This window comes from Exilibacterium tricleocarpae, assembly GCF_007004655.1.
GTDB classification, from domain to species: Bacteria; Pseudomonadota; Gammaproteobacteria; order Pseudomonadales; family Cellvibrionaceae; genus Exilibacterium; species Exilibacterium tricleocarpae.
The window spans coordinates 229,219-249,227 of record NZ_ML660087.1; the positions used below are offsets into that span (position 1 = coordinate 229,219).

Here is a 20,009-nt window from a genome sequence, read left to right on the forward strand (position 1 = left end):
TGCCATGCGTTTGCAGGATTACGATACGGGCGCCACCTATAAGGCAACAGTGTTGTCGAACACACGGATAACACCGGCCGCCTCGCCCGAGGAGGTCAGGGAGATAGTGCTCGAAGTGCAGCAGCAGGCGTTCGAGTACCGGATCGGGCAGAGTATCGGGGTGATTGTGCCCGGTTCTGACGAGATCGGCCACCGCCATCATTTCCGTCTCTACAGTGTCGCCGATACCGCCGACTGGAATAACAATGGTAAACCGGAAGTAAAACTGTGTGTGAAGCGTTGTAGTTATATCGACGCCTACAGCGGCGAGGAATACCGTGGTATCGCCTCCAACTACCTGTGTGACCTGCAGTCCGGTGCCAGCCTGACCATCAATGGCCCCTTCGGTTCACCTTTTCCCGTGCCCGAGGACAAGGACACCGATCTGCTGTTAATCGGTATGGGGACCGGCATTGCGCCTTTCCGCGCCTTTATCAAGCACCTGTATCGGGATGTGGGGGATTGGAGGGGCAGGGTCCGCTTGTTTTACGGCGCGCGATCGGGGATTGAACTGCTCTATATGAATAATGAGAAAGACGACTTTGGGCAATACTATGACGAGGAAACCTTCGAGGCGATCAAGGCCCTGAGTCCCAGGCCTCACTGGTCCGACCCCGTGGCCATGGACAGCGCACTGGAGCAGTGGGCCGAGGAGCTGTTTGAGATGCTGACCCATAAAAAGGGCTATAGCTATATTGCCGGCCGTATGGATATCCAGGCTACGCTGGATAAGGTGTTTGGCCGCATCGCGGGTTCTGCGGAGAAATGGCAACAGATAAAGTCGGAGCTTATCGAGGAAGATCGCTGGATAGAGCTAATCTATTAAGTGGCCGGGCCTGGCTCAGTTCGCTGGCTGCCGTTGGATATGGCTGCCGACCGCCCGGTATAGGGCCAGGCCGGCGTATTGGATCTCTAAAAGGCTGAACAACGGATACTGGTAATAATGCGCCTGCATTGATTTCCGTCATAATCTCAGGCTACTCTACCGGCTTTGGGGCCCAAGCTGTACAGTCTCGAATTTGGGTATCGTCATTCACCACAAGCTGTGTATTAAGGCGACTATTGATCGGTAAATCTATCAAGATTTCGCAGGAAGACACCGGTACACTGCATATCACCCTGGCGGGTGACTGGTTGTTGACGGGCGGCCTGGAGAATCCCGCCACCGGCATTGAGCGGGTGAGTCATGCGGATATCCGCCAACTGGTGGTCGACGGTCGGGACCTGGGCGAGTGGGACAGCACCTTGGTGTCCTACTTATTGCCTATCACCGCCGCTGCCCAAAGTCGCCGTATCGGCATCGAAAACCGTGATGTCCCCGAAGGGGTCGTGCGCCTGATCGCCCTGGCACAGGCCATACCGGCCCGTCCCGGTCAGCTCGACAGCAAACACAAGCCCGATTTTACGGAACGTATCGGCAGCCGCACTCTCTCGGTTTACAGTCAATTTATTGCCTTTGCCACTTTTATCGGCACAACCCTGGTCTCTATCGGCCACTGGCTGCGGGGTAAAGCCGTGTATCGACGCGCCGATTTGCTCGCCTTTTTATCCGATTGCGGGCCGGCGTCGCTGGGTATCGTCACCTTGATTAGCGTATTGATCGGTATGATCCTGGCTTTTGTCGGTGCCGTGCAACTGGAAAGGTTTGGCGCCAGTATTTATGTCGCCAGCCTGGTGGGCCTGGCGATGGCCCGGGAGATGGCGCCGATGATGACCGGCATTATTATGGCCGGTCGCACCGGTGCCGCCTTTGCCGCACAATTGGGCAGTATGCAGGTCAATGAAGAGATCGATGCGCTCAAGACCATGGGTGTGGCACCGGCGGATTTTCTGGTGTTGCCACGCACGCTGGCGCTGGTCATTATGATGCCGCTGCTGACTATCTACGCCAACCTGATGGGCATTCTCGGCGGCGGCCTGGTCAGTGTTGTGATGCTCGACCTGTCCTGGACGCTTTATTTTGAACAAATGATCGATAGCGTGCCGCTCAGGCACTTTGCTATCGGCCTGTTTAAAAGTGTGATATTCGGTATTTTAATCGCCCTGGCCGGTTGCTATATGGGCATGAACTCCGGCCGCAGCGCCACCGCCGTCGGCCGGGCGACAACCGCGGCGGTGGTGCTCGGTATAGTGCTGATTATTGTCTTTGATGCGCTCGTTACTATTGTCACGACCGTATTGGGCATTTGAGAACCCCCGACACTGTATATATCAAAACGATGAACCTTGACGCCGTCCATATCAAAGTCCGCGACCTGACCATGCGCTATGGGAGCAAAGTGATACAGCAAAATCTGACTTTCGATGTCAACCGGCGCGATATTTTTATTATTATGGGCGGCAGTGGCAGCGGTAAGAGCACTTTGTTAAAGCATATGTTCGGGTTACTGCACCCGGCGCAAGGAAAAGTGTTGATTAATGAAGCCAGTCTCTGGGATGCCGGCGAAACCGAGCGCCGGCAACTGATGCAGAAATTTGGCGTTTCCTATCAGGCCGGCGCCCTGGTCAGTTCGCTGACGCTGGCGGAAAATATCGGTATGCCACTGGAGTTGTATACCGCACTCAGCCGTGCGGAGATACGGGAGCTGGTGGAGCTTAAACTGGCGATGGTCGGCCTGGCCGGCTTTGCCGATTACTACCCCGCCGAGATCAGTGGTGGCATGTTGAAGCGGGCTGCCCTGGCGCGGGCAATTGCCATGGACCCGGAGATTCTGTTTTTCGATGAACCTTCCGCCGGTCTGGACCCGGTCAGCGCGCGCTTACTGGACGATTTGATTCTGGAACTGAATGCCAGCCTGAAGTCCACGATTGTTGTGGTTACCCACGAGCTTGCCAGTATCCTCACCATCGGCACCAATTCGGTATTCCTCGACCCGGAAACCAAAACCATGCTCACAACCGGCAAGCCGGCCGATTTGCTGGAGTACTGTGAGATTGAAAAAGTACAGCGTTTTTTACGGCGCGGAGCAACAAAAGAAGCGACATTATGTCCCAACAAGTAAGTGCCCGTAATATCGGGTTGTTCGCGATTGGCGCCATCCTGGTACTGACAGCCGGCTTGCTCGTCTTTGGTTCCGGCGACTGGTTTCAGCCGGAGCAGAAAGTTGAGATGGCGTTTGAGGGCAATGTGAAGGGGTTGGCAATTGGTTCCTATATCACCTTTCGCGGGGTAAGAATTGGCGAAGTGCGGACCATGAATCTGGAGCTCGACGAAAGTGAAACACGGATCGTTGTCAGAGTGACCGGTATTATCGTCCCTCAGGGAGATGATCCCGACCCGATAACTCAAGGTGAGCACCTGGCACTGATCCAAAATCTGGTGGCCCAGGGCGTTGCCGCACAGTTAGTGGCCGAAAATATGGTTACCGGGCGACTCCAGGTGCAGCTGGAATTTTTTGAAGACCTGGAGAAGTTTTCACTGCCGAGCAAGTACAACTATCCGGTTATTCCAACCGTGCCCAGCGACTATGAGATTGTGGCCGATGTAGTGCAGGACCTGGTGGACGACTTCAAGGCCATCGCTCAGGGGTTAAACAACATCCTCGGCTCAGAGGAGTCGCAGGCTACCGCGCAGCAACTGCGAGCCGCGATTACCCACCTGAACAGTATCCTGTCAGTGTTGGATAACGATAAAGAAACCTTGTCGACGGAACTAATGGCCGCTACACAATCCGTGCGACAAATGGCAGACTCGATCAATGAAGCGGCGGTTACAGCTAGGCCAGCACTCAAATCGGCATCCGCATCACTGGCACTGTTGGACACTACCCTGCAAGGGGCGATGAGCACGCTCAAGACGTATCAACAAGCCATACAGCCCGGATCGGAACTTAGCGTCGCTTTGATTCAGACGCTAGGTGCCTTTGAGCGCTCTGCTGATCAGGTTCGCCAGTTGGCTGAAACTCTGCAGCGTAACCCGGAATCCCTGTTAATGGGCAAACAACCCTAGGATAAAGTTATGAACCGTTTGTTGCGACTACCCATCCTGTCGCTAAGCATCTTGCTGGCGGGCTGCGTTTCCTCGGGAAAGTCCGTTGAGACCGATTACTACGTGCTGTCGTCGCCACAACTGGCCGATCAAAAGTTAGCGCATGGCGATATTAAGGTGATTGCACTCGGGCCGATTACTTTTGCTGACTATTTGAAGCGGGCGTCTATTGTCGAGCGTAATTCCAGCGTTAACATCAAGGTCTCCAATGTCAAGCAGTGGGCCGGCAATATCGAAAACGAATTTCAGATTGCACTGTTGAAACATTTCACTAATCTCGATTCCCGCTACCTGTATGTGAAACACCCGAGCATGCTCAATACCAGACCCCTACGGCGCTTGCGGGTCGATATCTTGCGCTTCGATGTAAAACTGGACGGCCCCGCACGGCTGGAAGCTGTCTGGGCCTGGCTGGACCAGCACGGTGAGGTGGTGGCTGCCGGCAATTTCTCGCGTACAAGTAGGGCTGAATCGACCCATGCAGGTGCAGTTTCAGCGATGAGCGCATTGTTGCAGCAGTTCAGTACCGAAGTGCACCAAGCGCTTACTGCAGCAGCCGGCTCTAAACGGAGCTAAATTGCATAATGGGCTGTAGCGGCCAATGACGGGATGATCGGCCGGGCGTTAGTAATGGTCGATATCGCATCACAGTATAATGTAGCCATTCCAGAGTGTCGGCCCGTTTTCACTGGGGTGGGCATATATAGCGTGGTTGCAACAATTAATGCTATAGCGCGTTGGTACAAATACGCGTGCTTGAGGTGATTCACCACCTTAGGCAATTCAACCTTGCCTCTCTCCAGCCATCCGTAGGTCAACATAAAAAATCACCACCGGAAAAAAGTTGTAAGCAGTCAGACCGTAACTGTTGGGTAACTACGGATAAGACGCAGTATTTTTTTGGCGATCAGAAAGTGCCGAACTCTCGTTTCGAATACATACTGGCGGTGAAAGACGCCATGGAGTGTCTTTGGGTGCCGGGCGCTGTCAAGAAGGTGCAGATTCTACGGTGGGGCGTCGACACACAGATGTAACGTGCACTGTTGTAAAAGTGTATTTGTAACATTGTAGTTGTAACAGGTGTTTTCTTGGTGGATGTCTTTGTAGCGCATATTATTGTATAAAACTTATTGGAAAAATTTTGAAAAAATATTCCATCTCTATGGGCTTGATCCTCGTGTCAGGTGTGTGGGTAAATTTGGTTTCTTTTCAATTAAACAGGAGTCGAAATTTTTCGCTTAACGACTTTCCCGGCAACACGAAAAATATTGCAGTTTTTTAACAGATCGACTGGTATGCCTTTTATTTGAGATACCTGTTCCCATTAAAAAACCTTTTTTCAATTGATATGCCATTGCTTGTAGTAAATGCCGGTGATGGATAAATCAACGGAGTGAAACAATGACACTAAGCAAATTAATACTAAGTACTACCCTGGCACTAACCCCCTTAACCTCTTTTGGCTTGTCTCATATCAATGCCTGCATTGAGGCGCCGCCGCACACCTATGAGGATGCGCGGGTCACCAGCTATTTTCATGTGGTCAAAGACGGATTTAGTTTGTGTTACACCAATAAACTTAACTACCCTGGTGAAACCCGGTATAACGACATTCAATCTCAGGTGTCGAGTGCTACCAGGGATGTGGTTACCCAGCGCTTCCTTTTACAGGCGGCAGTTAGTAACGAATTTAACCAGGCCGCGCGACAGTTGGCCGACGACGAGGGGCTGTCGCTGAAAAGAAGCAGCGCTGCATTGACAGGCCCGATTGAATTGCATGTTCAGGGAAACAGGGACTCTGTGGGCAATATTGGTGTCACCATTGGTGGTTTTAACATCTCGGCCTATGCCAGGTTTGAAAAGAGCTGGTATGCTGAAGCCTCAGCCTCGATTACCGCACAAAATATCAGGCTAACCGGTAATTATAACGTCTACACGGGACTTATCGATAATTTGGTATTTAACGACTTTCGATTGAATGTCAATGTCGATACCGACACGATTCTCGACTTTTTGATCCCCGGAATCAATTTGTTGACTAATCGTTTGGAAGAAAAATTTGCCAATGAAGTGGAAGATAAAATAAGAGAGAGCCTGAAACACAGAGCGGATAATTATTCCACCGTTATCTTTGGTTTAGATACCCATCTCCCCGAGGGCGAGTTTTTCTACAATGGTCAAGATCTCGCCCTATTGGTTAAAGACGAGCTTGCCAACCTGGTTACGAATGTGGATGTGAAGGTATCGGTTGGCTACGTTAACATTTACCCTACGGGCAATATAGTACAAATTTCTTTGCCGAGGAAAGGTCTAGCGGTTACCGCAGGGCAAAAAGGCTATATCGGATGGAATCCTTGTCGGTTCGGAAATGCAGAGAGCAACGGTATCACACCTTTCTGTAATTAGTGTCGGTATGCTGATACGAGCCGGCCTTGCAACGGCCGGCTCTTTTTTAAAAGGGTTAAGTTGACTGTTACCCTCGATATAATCTCCGTATATCCCTGCCTCCCCGATGCCCGTTCGTGCGCAGATCGCCGCGTTCCACCAGTTGCTGCACCTCTGTGATATCTGCACCGCTTTTCAGTCAGTAGGTTGTGAAAATATTCCTGTTTGCCTACCTCAAAGATATTGTCATTAGTAGAGAAACTTAGTGGTGCTGAAAAACCACTGTTACTCTAAGCGAAGGTTGCGGGCAATTAATTCTTGTAGTATCTGCTGACAAATTATTGTAACAAAATTCTTTCATAGCAAACATTTTGTAACGCTCGTTCCTGTAATATACGTTCTCATTGGGAATGACTTCGTAATATGTGTTTTTATAATAACCTGAAAAAATATTTCGCCTATATGGTCTTGATCCCAATGTAAGATCTATGGATAAATTTGATCCCTGTTCGATTAATCGGGAGTTGGCTTTTTTTGTGTAACAGTTTCGTTTAATAGGACGAAAAGTGTTACAAAATTGTAATTTTCCGGTTGATCGGTATTTTTTCAATTGACTTACCTCTGCTTGTGTCAAATGCTTGCAGAGGATAAATCAACGGAGTGATAAATGATGACGCTGAAAAAAATTGTACTAAGTGCCGTTGTGGCATTAACTCCCTTAACCTCTTTCGCCCTGACTCATATCAATGCCTGTATCGACGCGCCGCCCTATACCTATGAGACTGAGCGGGTTACCAGTTATTTCCATGTGGCTGCAAGCGGGTTTGGTCTATGCTATACCAACAAACTCAACTTTCCTGGCGAGGCTCGATACAACGAGATTCAATCACAGGTATCGAGTGCCACGATTGATGTGTTTATGCAGCGCCTGGCGTTACAGAGGGCGATTAGTACGCAACTTAACGAGGCGGCACGCCAGCTCGCCAGCGATGAAGGCCTATCGTTGAAGAGAAGCGGTGCCTCATTGACCGGTCCAATTGAATTTCATATTCAGGGAAACAGGGATTCCACAGGTAATATTCGGGTGAGTGTTGGTGGTTTTAATCTTTCAGCTCACGCCAAGTTTGAGAAGAGCTGGTATGCTGAAGCTTCAGCCTCAATCACGGCACAGAATATCAGGCTGACCGGTAATTATAACGTCTACACGGGACTTATCGATAATCTGGTGTTTAACGACTTTCGCTTAAATGTCAATGTAGATACCGATACGATACTTGACTTTTTGATCCCCGGGATCAATTTGTTAACCAACCGTCTTGAAGCAAAATTCGCCAGCGAAGTAGAAGAAAAAATAAGGGAGAGTCTTGAACACAGGGCGGATAATTACTCCAAGGTTATCTTTGGTTTGGATGTTTACCTTCCAGACGGTCAGTTTTACTACAATGGAGAAGACCTTGCCATAGTGGTTAAAAATGAGCTTGCCAGCTTGATCACTAACGTAGATCTCAAAATAACGGTCGGCGATGTTAGCTTTTACCCGATAGGTAATATATTGCAGATTGCTCTGCCAAGAAAAGGTATAGCTATCACCGCAGGGCAAAAAGGCTATAAGGGCTGGAACCCATGCCGGTTCACAGAGACGGCAGGCAGCGACATCGTCCCCTTCTGTAATTAAGTCTCAACTTTTGGAAGCGGGCAGGCCTGGAAATGGTTGGCCCGCTTTTTTGAAAGGTTGATATGACATACCGTTCTGAGATAATTTCTGCATAGCTTCTGCTTCTCAGGCCCGCGTTCGTGCGCAGACCACCGTGTCTCTCCTGCACTACCCTGGCTTTTCCGGTCAGCGGGTTTTGAGAGATGAGCCTTACATCTGGTATCAGCATTCTGTTGGAAAGCGCCTTTCTCGAGACTTATCCAATCGAGAATATGAAATCTTTATTCAGTTTAACTATTGCCCGACTGATCGTTGGAAACTCAATGAGATATCGACAAACGAAAAACACCTGGTACTAATCTGCTAGAGGTTTGGTGCAATTTGGCTTGAGGGTTTGAATTCATGATTTCGGTTGTCAACAGTTGCGTAATAGCAATACCCAGGCGTTGTGGATAACCGACAGCCTACTTCTCCTATCGGTAAGAAATTTATACTAATTTGAAATATAAATAGACACACTAAAAATAGAAAAACCTTATAACCGTCACGTTAACTAACCTTGTGTCATCCTTCCCTATTTCCTGTCACTGGAGTTAACCGACTTGCGGCGCGGTTAATGAGATTGATTCATCTCAGCCATAAAGACGAAGATATACCGCAAATATAGGCAATTGACATTTTTAGTTGAGAAGAGCCACTATTACGCCCAATGAGCACTGTAGGCGAAGAAAGTCAATATAAAAACTGCCTGTGTAACATTGACAGCCCTGCAAGCCTCGGAAACATGAGGACATACTTCTGAAGTGGGTGAAAAAGAAGTGTGTGAAGAATAAGAACTAGCTTTGTAATAGATACCCCGATATGCAGGAAGCGATAGCCCTACCCGAAATAGCCTGAAAATCCAACCGGTATAGATCACGCCATGCGTGATCGGCTTGCGCTTGGGGTGAAAGATCAATCGGCGAGTAAGATATGAAAAATTAGACGTCGAAAAGAGATAGCCTTTAAATAAAGGCAAATTAACTATCAAGTTTTATGATTTTTGGAAATTCTTCAGAAATTTCTAGAGCTTTATGTCGTCGCTCACAAAAGGAAATGCAGTCAGTTAGACCCAGGTTGGGTTGGATCACGACCCGGCACACACTAAAGTCAAGCGGAGATGCACAGTCATGAACGTCTATCAACTTTTAAAACCACTTTCCTATTTTCGTATTCTCAGTCTTATATCAGTTTTTATCATGTCGACAATCTCCGGCTTGGCTGCCGCGAAATCAGAGCCGCACGGCCATTATTCAAGCGCTTATCCACCAATGGCGGGTACGGAGTATGAGCAGTCGGTGATTACCATCCCCATTTATGATATGGCGAGAAGTGAAACCAGCCCGGTAGAAATTCTCAAGTTGACAGCCTTTATGAGACTGGAGAGAGAAAAACCCATAACCAACGGCCTCGGTTATCGGCAGATCGAGTTTACTATCGCCGATTGGGAGTTATATGGTTACAGCGAGTACCTCGACGCCGATGTCACTTTCACGCTGTCAGAGCTGCCCGTTCAGCCAAAGAGCCTGGTCATTGCCCTGCAGGAGGGCAGCGATTATCCGTCAAATATTATTTATAACGCCATCTATGATGTATGGATAGGGCAGAAACGTATAGTTTCCAATAAGCCGGGCGTAGCCTTTACGAAAAATGTCTTTGAGATACCGCCAAGGAATGTAAGCGTGGCTTTCGAAAAACCCACAGAAATCAAAGATTCAAGCGTACTGGGGGTCAACACCCAGGCGGCAGTAGGCAGGAACGCGGCTTCTGAAATTATCTTTCGCGATGGCACTTGCGAAGATATGCTGCAGATCACCGAAGAAGAGTATATGCTTGGCAAGAAGGTTGCTGAGGAGGTACGTAAGGGCCTGCGTTCGTTGAAAGATAGCTATTACTCTCACTAGTGATTGTTATCCTGCTAACAATAATAGATATGAACCTGGCCTCCGCTGTGGCGGCAGGCTAGGTCTTCTTAAGGGGTTATATATGGCACGTTGTGCGCTTTGGGGTATTTGTATCATTCTTATGTCATCGGCCAGTGCTACGGAGCTGGAAAAACTGTCATTCCTTTCCGGTTGCTGGCAAGGCAATATGGGTGAGAGCGGCAGTATCCGGGAGACTTTCACCAGGCCCAGGGGCGATACGATTCTGGGGAATAGTCAGATTGTTATTGACAATAAAAACAGGTTTGTAGAATTTATCAGGATTTACAAAGATCAATCGGGCGTCAATTATCGTCCCTATCCTGATGGAAAAGAGGCTGCAAATTTCAAAATGGTGAAGCTGGGTGATAAGGAAGTTGTATTTGAAAATATGGAAAATGACTATCCCAAAATAATCTCTTATCGTTATCAGAGCGATGGCATGCTAAATGCGCGCATCGAAGGTGCGAACAAAGAAAAAGTTCAAAACTTCTATATGGCGCCGGTTGATTGTGGTGCCGAGACACATTTGAAAGCGCTTAGAAGTAAAAAGCTTAAATAGTTTTAATAATTAACATTTTGTCGGTGGTGACGCTCGTATAGTCACTAGCTACAGTTCGTTATTGCTTGACATATTTGCGTCGCCTTTCAGCGCGTGTGGTCAGAAGCTGTTATGCATCTGTCGCGCCATCCTGGATGGCGCAAATACACTTAGCTGGTAAACATCAATATAAGTATTTTTTCCAGATAAGATCATTGGGTGTAAAGCAGTGCCAGGCTATTTGACAAAGAGTAAAAAATATGATCTCTGCAGGCACGGTAAGAAATGTTTTTTTCCTGGGAGCACTGCTTTTGGTCGTGAGTTGTGCACACAACAACAAAGAGACTGACGACCTGAATCTACTTTTGGTGAAGCAAGACAACAGATCATGTAATAAGTCGGCAAAGGTATTTTGTTCTTTGGCAGACGCGATCAACAGCGCCAATCAACATCCGGACAGAAGTGTTATACGTCTGGAAGACAATAGTGTCCATACCATAAAGGATATCGATCATCAAAGTGAAGCGGGCGTTGGTTTACCGGCATTGACGACCACTATCGAAATTCAAGGGGCTGGTTCGATTCTTGAGAGAAGTGACGCTTCGAACACAAAATATTTCAGGTTGCTTAGAATAAGCCGGTCGGCCGATGTCGTTATCCGCCGCTTGACAATCAGAAACGGCAGAACTCCCACTGGCTTTGATGGTGCGGCCATATGGAATGTCGGTTCCTTACATCTGGTAGATTCGACCATAGAGAAAAATGTATCGGGTGACGATGGTGGAGGCATTCGCAATGATGGAATCCTGAGAATTTCGCGCTCTATATTGCGTGAAAACCGGGCCTTTTGGAAATCGGGTGTTGGTGGTGCTATTCAAAATTCTGTGCAGTATGGCCCGGGTACTCTCATTGTTGAACAAAGTGCTATTTTAGCGAACGAGGCCCTGGGCCCTGGCGGCGGTATTTGGTCCAGAGGTGCCTCCACCATTACCAATACGACCATAAGCGGGAACTTTTCCGGTCAACGCGGTGGCGCGATACAAAACTATGACACCATGCTGCTAAAAAATACCACGATTACCAATAACAGCGCAGATATCTATGCCGGTGGTATCCACACTTTTGTTCCCGTTGTCATGTCCAACTCAATTCTGTCCGGTAACTTTGCACAGTTCTCACCCGACTGCAGCGGAGTGATAAATTCCAGTGGCTATAACCTCTTAGGCAAGACCTACAACTGCCAGTTTAACCGCCAGGAAGAAAATGATCGGGTCGGTATTTTGCCGGAGCTGCTGCCATTGCAACAAGTTGCCGGGAAACCCCCCTTTCACCCGCCAAAATCCAGCTCTCCGATAATAGATACAGGCAGTCCGTTTGATTTCAGCGAAAGTGCCTGTGAACAAAGGGATCAATTGGATCGGCCGAGGCTGAAAAATCAAAAAAATAAACGGTGTGATATCGGTGCTTACGAACTGCTGTAGCAAAAACGCAATAGTGATAAAACCTGTTAGGATGGCTCATGAGGGTGTAGTCAATGAAAAAAATAGCCGCTGTTATAAATAGATTAGCGCTTCTTACCTTATTGCTCTCTACCGCTTCGAGTTTTGCAGATGTTGAAAACAGTGCTATTAAAAAGCTGAAAGCCCTAGGGGCTGCGATTGAATACAAGGAAGATCACTATGGCAATAGGGGCATTATGGTTTCCATTGGTTCATTTTGGAAAGGTGGTGACAACGGCCTGAGCCATCTGGCAGAAGTGCCCAGCCTGTTTAAGTTAAGACTCGGCGGCGATATCACAGATGCAGGCATCGATCATATAACCGATATAGGATCGATCGTAGCGTTGGATTTACACTTGTTGAAGTTGACTGATGCCGGTATTGCCAAGTTAGGAAAAATGCATCAGCTAGAGCGGCTGAATCTGACTTATACACAAGTCACGGATCAGGGGTTGCAGAAATTGTCTACTCTGAAGAATCTTAAATGGCTTGGATTGGCCTATACCCAAGTATCAAAACCGGCTGTTAACAGGCTGAAACGTCAGTTGCACAACACCAAAATTGAGGGAAGGTTTAAGCCCGGCTAACGCGATTTCGATAAACTATGGAATAGGTTTTTAGGGAAACTATAAAACGAAGACCAACGTCGTCGCTATTTCATAGTTTTCATTTACAACTAAAGACAGTGAAGAGGTGTTTATGTTTGGGAAAAAGCTTAGTGAAGTAAATTGTGGACCGGGGGTAACTCTCCTTAAGCTGCTTGCAATAGCCGCCAGCTTGACAGTATTGCCTCTCAACACAGTGGCAGAACCGGAATCAGGCCTGCTTACCTATAAATACAAGTACGGGGAAGGTGGTGTGACCCTGGGGCGCTTCAATTCCATACAGGGGATCGTTGCCTTGGACCGTAAGAGTAGCAACCGCACCCTTGTTGTCTTGGCTGATAAGGGACGGGATATGGTTCGCGTTTACACCCATGATATGCAGTTTGTGGATAAATGGGGGACCAGCGGGGACCAACACGGCGAGTTTAAGGAGCCTCATGGTCTGGCGGTCGACCGCAAAGGAAAGCTCTATATTGTGGATACCCAAAACCACCGGGTGCAAAAGACCGAAGTGGGCTCGTCAAATTTACGCGAACGTCCTGGCAAATTCCTGCACGCTTTCGGCTCAAAGGGCACGAAAGAGGGGCAGTTTATTAACCCTACCGGAATTGCCATAGACGCAAAAGGTATGCTTTATGTCGTGGATACCGGCAATCACCGTGTACAGAAATTCAGCCCTGAGGGGAAACACCTGCTTTCCTGGGGTGGTTTCGGTACCAAGCCCGGTCAGATGCGTAAGCCGACCCACGTGGTGATAGACCGCAATGGGGATGTCCTGGTGGCAGATACAGCCAATCATCGCATTCAAAGGTTTACTGCGAAAGGGCAGTTTATTGATGAATTCGGCAGTGTCGGAACGGGAGAGGGCCAGTTTGTGGAGCCAAAGGGAATGGCAATTGACTCAGCTAATAGTTTATGGGTGGTTGATCGTCGCAATCACCGTTTGCAAAAATTTAGTGGAAAAGGAAAATTCCTGGGAGTCTATGGTGCGCGAGGAGAGAGTTCCGGGAAATTCCTGTTTCCCGAGGGTATCAGTATCGACTCGGTGGACAATCTCTACGTGGCTGATACCCGCAATAATAGAGTTCAAGTCTTTGCCGTTAACGGATTAAATAATGTCACCTCCCGTTAAAACGGTTTTTGGATTGCAGCCACAGGCAATTTCTAATGTGGCTGTAAGGCATCCCCGGCTAACTATCGGGTGCTTTTTCATTGTTTTGTTGCTGTGCCTGCCTGGATTATTCTCTATTGAGCTGAAGTTGGGTGGTGACGCCCTGGTGACGGATGACAATCTGTCAAGGCTTGCCGATCGAGAGATTGGTGAGCAGTTTAACCTTGGCGAAGAAGTTGTAATATATCTGGAGCGGCGCAATGGAGAAAGCGTACTCAATAGGGATACGCTTTCCCTGGTGGCGGAGCTGACCGAAGCCGTCAGCCGCATACCGGGCTTTGATATAAGACAAGTTTACAGTCTGGCCACTGAGGGGCGCGACAGGGTGGATTCCTTCAATTACGCCCCGTTTCTTGTGCCAATACCGGAAACAAAAAGAGAGCTACAGGCATTAAGGGCCGATATCGAGGCGGGCAGGATAGTGGCGGGAACGCTTATCGGCAGGGATTACTCCGGCGCTTCGGTCATAGTCAGCTTACAGCAAGATATGTCGAGGCCGCAGCTATTGGATCAGCTAAGCCGGATAGCTGCGCAGCACCAGGACGATATGCACCAGCTTCACCTGGTAGGCGCACCCGTTGCGGAAAATAGACTGGGCGATCATATCTTGCGCGATTTGGCCTATATGATGCCTCTCGCCGTTTTGGCCGTAGCGGCGATACTGTGGCTTGTGTTTCAACACAGTGGCGTTGTGGCTCTGTGTTTCTCCGAGGTTTTAGCCTGTTTGGCCTTTACCTTTGGTTTGTACGGTTGGAGTGGCGAGTCCATATATCTGACGACATCGGTTTTGCCTATTATCCTAATGTCGATGGGCCTGATCGATGAAGTGCATCTCTTTTCCTGGTACCGCAGCGCTCAGGCAGAGGGTATCGCGACCAGCAAGTTGTTTAACGCCAGGAGCTTTAACCGGTTAGCCGTCGCCATCGCTATGACGTCTGTCACAACAGCACTTGGTTTCTTGGCCTTTGTGTCCGCCGATCTGGTCTCATTGAGAGCAATGGGTATTTGGGCTGCGGTTGGCATCTTCTTTTGTATGTTCTGGTCGCTGATGTTTATACCGGCTGTCCTAACTCTGAAGCCCATCAAGCTTGGGAAGCGAAGGTTTACGCTGGTAGAGCTTTTAAGTGCTTTCAGTCGAAAAATGGCCTCGGGATGCGGCATTCGAAAGTCGCAGTACACACTTATAGTATCAGCGACGGTCGCTCTGCTCTTTTTGGGGCTTGTTCAGCTTGAAGTGCAGGATGGCTGGGTGCGGGGCTTTGCTAAAACCAGCCCGTTCTATCAAAGCATGCAAAAAGTTAACAGCGCATTGCTGGGCACGCACATCCTGCGGATAAGGGTCTCGTTTCCCGATAACGGCCAGGATATCCCACCTTTCCACCAAGCGGATATTATCGAAGCATTTGACAGATTTGAGGAAAGACTCAGACAACTGCCCAGTGTTGGCGGTGTGTTAGGGCCGGCTGTACATCTGAGGGTGGCTAAACACCTGGCCGACGGTCGACCCGATGGCCGGTATGAATTACCGACCGACCCGATAAACATTCGCCAGATGTGGAGGAAGATTGACCTGGGGCGGGGAGAGCACCGGCGCCGGGAAGTGGTGAACGACACATTGACGACTGCAATGGTCAATATCTATTTGAAAGAGGCGAATTACCGTGATACCGGGTTGATTATTGAAACTGCGAAGGGATTTCACGAATCGGTACTAAAACCCATGCAAGGCAAGATGACTTTTGGTGGTGATGTGTACAAGAGCCAGAATATGATCAGCCGCTTGGTGTCTTCACAGATAACATCGGTAATGCTCGCTATTGGGGGCATCTTTGTCTGCATGTGTTTTATAACATGCCACCCAATGCCGGCGGCGGTGCTGACTTTACCCTCTATTTTTGCCTGTGTGGCTTCCCTGGCTATTATGGGCTGGTTGTCTATTCCCTTAGGTATTGCAACGTCAATGTTTATTGCAGTGTGTCTCGGAGTGGGTGTCGATTTTTCGATTCACTATTTCTATCAGCGTGACGCTTTGCTAAAGCAAACAGTTGTATTTGCGATCTTAGTCGATTGCCTCATTATGCTGCTGGGATTTGGCATCTTGCTTTTCTCGACTGTACCGGCAAATACACAGTTGGGTTTGGTTCTTATGTCGGCGGTCACGGTTGCGGCGGTAGTCACTGTATTTGTCATGCAGGCCTTGCAGACGGAGACACAACAGAAAAATACAGACTTTCTTGAGATAACCGCAAGGCCCTAAGTTCAAGGAGCCCCATAATGACGAAAAGAGTGGCTAGTTTTCAAAATCAAGAGGGCAGTGCACCTTTAACGGATTTTTTTAAGTCCAAGCTGTATCTCTCCAAGAGGGAGGTGGATTTCGACTATCGGGGCTTTGACACCACCTGCCCAAAGCAAACGCAGCACTTGCAAAATATTGGTGAAAACTTTGTAGAAGGCTTTAATCTGGCTTTGGATAACGGAGATGTCGATAAGCTATCACTAGCTTTAGGAGTGGAGGATAGATTTCGTGGCTTCAGGTACGAAGGTGCGGCAATGTCTGTCTCGATCATTGATGCCACACTCCGGGCATTCAGCCAGAGAAAGCAATATCTGGAATTTCTTAAAATTAGTCAATCGTATAAGTATCTTTTTTATGTCGGAATAGGTTGGACATTTGCAAAGATACCCTGGTCGCGTTCACTGTTGTTTAAAGGTATGCATCCGTTGTTGCGTTGGTTGGCTTTGGATGGCTGGGGTTTTCACGATACTTTTTTTTACACAAAAAGGATTGTTACCGCTCGAAAAATAAGGTTTAGAGGCGCGAGCAGGAGTGTATATCTGCAAGGCGTTGGGCGCGCTATGTGGTTTGTCCATTGTGGTAGTCCCGAAAGAATCCATCAACAGATATTGACCTGGCCTGTTGAGGCGCAGGGTGAACTATGGAGCGGTATTGGCCTGGCTGCCGTCTATGCCGGCACTTATAACGATAGTCCCGATATTCCGGATAGACTGCTGTCCGCCTCCTCACGCTATCGGAGAGACTTCGCTCAAGGCTGTGCATTTGCAGCTTGTGCCCGGGCTCTTGAAGGGAGATGTGATGACTATGTCAATGATGTCAGCTTGCTTGTTACGGGCCGGACGCAAAGTGATTTGGCGGATATATGTCGATCTTTCGAAGCCAAGTTTTCAGGAGAAGGAACCCCGGAGAGTTATCAAAAGTGGCGGCATTCGGTTCGCTCTACAATATAGAAAAGGGAGGTGACTGGGATGAACAGAAACGGTAGGCATAATGTGACTTTTAAAAAGGTCGTCTTCTACTGTTGGCCGGTTGCAGCGCTGTTATTGAGTTACTTTACTTTGCTGAACAACCACAGTTTGTCCGACGAGGAAGGGCGACAGCTTTCTAAAGGTTTTACTTTTAAATCGACCGAGTTGGATAACGATATAGAGCCCAAAAGAACCATCAGAGCGGTTAATCAGGCAATCGAACATATTTCAGGGTGGATTTCGTCTGTGGGGTCGGCAACGGCACTCTATGATTTGAATGACGACGGATTGTCCAACGATCTGTGTCTCGTCGATCCACGCACCGATTCGATCGAAATCCGATCGTTACATGGGAAGTACGATAGTTTCTATTTAGGCTATCCACAGAACTCGAAAAATTCAATCGCCCCTATGGGGTGTCTCCCAGGTGACTTTAATGAAGACGGAAATGGGGATGTTATTGTCTATTTCTGGGGGCGGAGCCCGTTGATTTTTTTTCAAAGCCCCGGTGCTTCGACGATTTCCGCTGCGGATTTTTTTCCGGTTGATCTGGTCTCACCCACGGAAGCTTGGTATACCAATGCCGCTACCCAGGCTGATTTTAACGGAGACGGTCATATTGACTTGATTTTCGGTAACTACTTTCCCGAAGACAGTGCGATATTGGACGCCACCAGCTACGTCAGCGAAGTGATGCAACACTCTATGTCGAGGGCTGGAAATGCGGGTATGAATCGCATTTTTCTTTATGACAATAAGCACTCTCGAGCACCATTTAGAGACGTGTCCTCGCTATTCCCTGATCAATGGCGAAACGGCTGGACCCTGGCGATCGGCGCTGCGGATTTGGATGGTGACCTGTTGCCCGAAATCTATATTGCCAACGACTTTGGCCCGGACAAATTACTGCACAATATTTCAGATGGAAAGCGAATGGCATTTCGGTTAGTGGAAGCCGAATATTCAGTGCTGGTGCCCCGGTCGCACCGTTTAGGACATGATTCCTTCAAAGGCATGGGAGTGGATTTCTCCGACTTGAATAACGACGGCATCCTGGACATTTACGTCAGTAATATATCCCAGGTTTATGCACTTCGCGAGAGCCATTTTGCCTTTGTTTCTACCGGCGATGCCAGCGCTTTCAAACGGGGTATTGCACCCTATGTCAACCGCAGTGAGGATATGGGCGTCGGGCTGTCGGCCTGGTCCTGGGATGCGAAATTTGCTGACTTTAACAACGATGGCAAAGTGGAGATTGTCCAGGGAACCGGTTTTCTCAAAGGCGAAGTCGACCGCTGGCCGCAGCTACACGAGTTGGCCACGGGTAATGACGATTTGCTACGCCACGCACAGGTATGGCCCGAGTTTGGAAAAGGCGATGATCTGAGCGGACATGTGAAAAATGCATTTTATGCGCTGGCTGGCGACGGTCGCTACTACGATATTTCGACGACTATGGATATGGAGGTTGAACCGCTGGTTACCAGGGCAATTTCCATCGCCGATATTGACGGTGACGGTGATCTGGATTTCGTTGCCGGTAATCAATGGCAACCCTCTGTGCTCTATGAAAATCAGTTGGTGGATAATAACAAAAGTCTTCAGTTGTCGCTTAAGATTCCGGTTGCCTCGACACCGCAGATGGCAAGTTTTTTGGCAAAATCCACCACGTCGCTCCCCAAATCGAGGCCGGCAATCGGCGCCACCGCCAAATTGGTCAATGAAAGTCGTATTGATTTCGTCGACGGAGGAAATGGACACTCAGGCGTAAACAGTCCCGATATCCATTTTGGTCTGGGGCATGTCGCCGAATTCCGCAGGATTCCGGTTGAGATCAGGTGGATCGATTTGTCGGGCAAAAAACGCCGGCAGACCTTTGATTTGTTACCGGGAAGACACACAATCTATCTCATCTGATCCCAAGGAGTTACTCTGATGAATAAACAAATGCAATGGGTAGCTGCTCGTCGTTTCGGTGGGTTACTGCGATTTTCTCTTGCCTTAACCGCCCTCAATATTCTCGGTCATAGTATCCTCGGGTTTGAGATGGCCCCTATCACACCGTTTTTCACGGTGAGCGTAGCGATTTTGTTCCAATTATCCATCGACGTATTGGAGGGGTATGCCTTTAATAAGGAGCCGGCTTATCTGCGCTTAAAGGGGCGAGAGCTGATCGCTCACTTTTTACCTGCTTATATTACCAGCCTGGCTATCGGCATGCTGTTGTTTTCCAACGGGAGTTTAGGTGAACTGGCGTTTGCGGTGATTATAGCGATTGCATCGAAACAACTTATCAAAGCCCCGTTTAGCTTTATTGATAAGACCAACCCCGAGAAACCGGTCAAGAGGACTTCTTACCGACATTTTCTGAACCCTTCCAATTTTGGTATATCGGTGACTTTGCTGGTTTGCCCGTGGGTGGGCATTGCGCCGCCGTATCAGTTTGCAGAGGGCCTGGTGGGCATCTGGGACTGGATTATACCCCTGGTGCTTTTATGCGCGGGAAGTTTTCTCAATTGGCGGTTTACCGACCGCCTTGTCCTGATCATCTCCTGGTTCTTCTTCTTTGTCGTTCAAGCCGCGGTCCGGGCCTGGTGGCACGATACGTCCCTGGTGGCGGGTTTGATTCCCATGACGGGAATAGCATTTATTCTATTCAGTTTCTACATGATTACAGACCCGCCAACTTCACCGGCTTCCAAACGCGGGCAGATACTGTTTGGTTTAAGCAATGCAGTTTTGTACGCGTTCTTTATGGAGATTAACGTGGTCTTTGGCCTGTTCTATGCCTTAACCATCACGACTTTTGTCCGCGGCCTCTATTGCTGGTGGGCGTATGCATCTCAGAAATTTAGTTTTGCCGGTATCCGTTACGGATACCAGCTTAGTCGAGCTAAATAGA

General features: G+C 48.7%; 16 protein-coding genes. All 16 read left to right on the forward strand.

Features of this window, described 5'->3' with window-relative positions; genetic code table 11:
- The first annotated feature begins 4 nt into the window (after positions 1–4).
- The 16 genes from FKG94_RS00920 (at position 5) to FKG94_RS00995 (ending at position 20,008) form a co-directional block, all read left to right on the forward strand.
- Positions 5–865, forward strand: coding sequence for an FAD-binding oxidoreductase (locus FKG94_RS00920; protein ID WP_142902299.1), 861 nt, complete (start codon positions 5–7; stop codon positions 863–865).
- 236 nt (positions 866–1,101) lie between these two features.
- A complete protein-coding gene (locus FKG94_RS00925) occupies positions 1,102–2,229 on the forward strand; it encodes an MlaE family ABC transporter permease (RefSeq protein ID WP_218943385.1) in 1,128 nt (375 codons plus the stop codon).
- Positions 2,230–2,258: 29 nt separating this feature from the next.
- Complete coding sequence (locus FKG94_RS00930) at positions 2,259–3,041, forward strand: ABC transporter ATP-binding protein (protein ID WP_142902300.1); 783 nt, start codon at positions 2,259–2,261, stop codon at positions 3,039–3,041.
- Entirely contained in the window at positions 3,026–3,988 is a 963-nt protein-coding gene (locus FKG94_RS00935) for an MlaD family protein (RefSeq protein ID WP_142902301.1), read from the forward strand. The genes FKG94_RS00930 and FKG94_RS00935 overlap by 16 nt, the downstream gene beginning before the upstream one ends.
- Positions 3,989–3,997: 9 nt before the next feature.
- Positions 3,998–4,603: a PqiC family protein gene (locus FKG94_RS00940; RefSeq protein WP_142902302.1), complete on the forward strand. Its 606-nt coding sequence runs from the start codon at positions 3,998–4,000 to the stop codon at positions 4,601–4,603.
- 825 nt (positions 4,604–5,428) lie between these two features.
- A complete protein-coding gene (locus tag FKG94_RS00945) occupies positions 5,429–6,433 on the forward strand; it encodes a hypothetical protein (RefSeq protein ID WP_142902303.1) in 1,005 nt (334 codons plus the stop codon).
- Positions 6,434–7,079: 646 nt separating this feature from the next.
- Positions 7,080–8,087, forward strand: a complete 1,008-nt coding sequence (locus FKG94_RS00950; protein WP_142902304.1) for a hypothetical protein — start codon at positions 7,080–7,082, stop codon at positions 8,085–8,087.
- 1,148 nt (positions 8,088–9,235) lie between these two features.
- Entirely contained in the window at positions 9,236–10,009 is a 774-nt protein-coding gene (locus FKG94_RS00955) for a hypothetical protein (RefSeq protein ID WP_142902305.1), read from the forward strand.
- Positions 10,010–10,091: 82 nt separating this feature from the next.
- On the forward strand, positions 10,092–10,589 hold the full coding sequence (locus FKG94_RS00960) for a DUF6265 family protein (RefSeq protein ID WP_142902306.1): 498 nt from the start codon (positions 10,092–10,094) through the stop codon (positions 10,587–10,589).
- Between the two features lie 239 nt (positions 10,590–10,828).
- The gene (locus FKG94_RS00965; protein WP_142902307.1) at positions 10,829–12,049 is read left to right on the forward strand and encodes a choice-of-anchor Q domain-containing protein; all 1,221 of its coding nucleotides are present in this window, start codon (positions 10,829–10,831) and stop codon (positions 12,047–12,049) included.
- 53 nt (positions 12,050–12,102) lie between these two features.
- A complete protein-coding gene (locus FKG94_RS00970) occupies positions 12,103–12,654 on the forward strand; it encodes a leucine-rich repeat domain-containing protein (RefSeq protein WP_142902308.1) in 552 nt (183 codons plus the stop codon).
- Between the two features lie 112 nt (positions 12,655–12,766).
- Positions 12,767–13,804 (forward strand): SMP-30/gluconolactonase/LRE family protein, encoded by a 1,038-nt coding sequence (locus FKG94_RS00975; protein WP_142902309.1) that lies wholly within the window; start codon positions 12,767–12,769, stop codon positions 13,802–13,804.
- Positions 13,788–16,100, forward strand: coding sequence for an efflux RND transporter permease subunit (locus tag FKG94_RS00980; RefSeq protein ID WP_142902310.1), 2,313 nt, complete (start codon positions 13,788–13,790; stop codon positions 16,098–16,100). The genes FKG94_RS00975 and FKG94_RS00980 overlap by 17 nt, the downstream gene beginning before the upstream one ends.
- Positions 16,101–16,117: 17 nt before the next feature.
- Complete coding sequence (locus FKG94_RS00985; protein WP_142902311.1) at positions 16,118–17,089, forward strand: DUF1702 family protein; 972 nt, start codon at positions 16,118–16,120, stop codon at positions 17,087–17,089.
- Positions 17,090–17,107: 18 nt separating this feature from the next.
- The gene (locus FKG94_RS00990; RefSeq protein ID WP_142902312.1) at positions 17,108–19,024 is read left to right on the forward strand and encodes a CRTAC1 family protein; all 1,917 of its coding nucleotides are present in this window, start codon (positions 17,108–17,110) and stop codon (positions 19,022–19,024) included.
- An 18-nt stretch (positions 19,025–19,042) separates the two neighbouring features.
- On the forward strand, positions 19,043–20,008 hold the full coding sequence (locus FKG94_RS00995) for an RnfABCDGE type electron transport complex subunit D (RefSeq protein WP_142902313.1): 966 nt from the start codon (positions 19,043–19,045) through the stop codon (positions 20,006–20,008).
- The last annotated feature ends 1 nt before the right edge of the window (position 20,009 follow it).

Coding starts and splice junctions, on each gene's coding strand:
- FKG94_RS00920 (WP_142902299.1), top strand. CDS start 5: ATGCGTTTGCAGGATTACGATACGGGCGCCACCTATAAGGCAACAGTG.
- FKG94_RS00930 (WP_142902300.1), top strand. CDS start 2,259: ATGAACCTTGACGCCGTCCATATCAAAGTCCGCGACCTGACCATGCGC.
- FKG94_RS00935 (WP_142902301.1), top strand. CDS start 3,026: ATGTCCCAACAAGTAAGTGCCCGTAATATCGGGTTGTTCGCGATTGGC.
- FKG94_RS00940 (WP_142902302.1), top strand. CDS start 3,998: ATGAACCGTTTGTTGCGACTACCCATCCTGTCGCTAAGCATCTTGCTG.
- FKG94_RS00945 (WP_142902303.1), top strand. CDS start 5,429: ATGACACTAAGCAAATTAATACTAAGTACTACCCTGGCACTAACCCCC.
- FKG94_RS00950 (WP_142902304.1), top strand. CDS start 7,080: ATGATGACGCTGAAAAAAATTGTACTAAGTGCCGTTGTGGCATTAACT.
- FKG94_RS00955 (WP_142902305.1), top strand. CDS start 9,236: ATGAACGTCTATCAACTTTTAAAACCACTTTCCTATTTTCGTATTCTC.
- FKG94_RS00960 (WP_142902306.1), top strand. CDS start 10,092: ATGGCACGTTGTGCGCTTTGGGGTATTTGTATCATTCTTATGTCATCG.
- FKG94_RS00965 (WP_142902307.1), top strand. CDS start 10,829: ATGATCTCTGCAGGCACGGTAAGAAATGTTTTTTTCCTGGGAGCACTG.
- FKG94_RS00970 (WP_142902308.1), top strand. CDS start 12,103: ATGAAAAAAATAGCCGCTGTTATAAATAGATTAGCGCTTCTTACCTTA.
- FKG94_RS00975 (WP_142902309.1), top strand. CDS start 12,767: ATGTTTGGGAAAAAGCTTAGTGAAGTAAATTGTGGACCGGGGGTAACT.
- FKG94_RS00980 (WP_142902310.1), top strand. CDS start 13,788: ATGTCACCTCCCGTTAAAACGGTTTTTGGATTGCAGCCACAGGCAATT.
- FKG94_RS00985 (WP_142902311.1), top strand. CDS start 16,118: ATGACGAAAAGAGTGGCTAGTTTTCAAAATCAAGAGGGCAGTGCACCT.
- FKG94_RS00990 (WP_142902312.1), top strand. CDS start 17,108: ATGAACAGAAACGGTAGGCATAATGTGACTTTTAAAAAGGTCGTCTTC.
- FKG94_RS00995 (WP_142902313.1), top strand. CDS start 19,043: ATGAATAAACAAATGCAATGGGTAGCTGCTCGTCGTTTCGGTGGGTTA.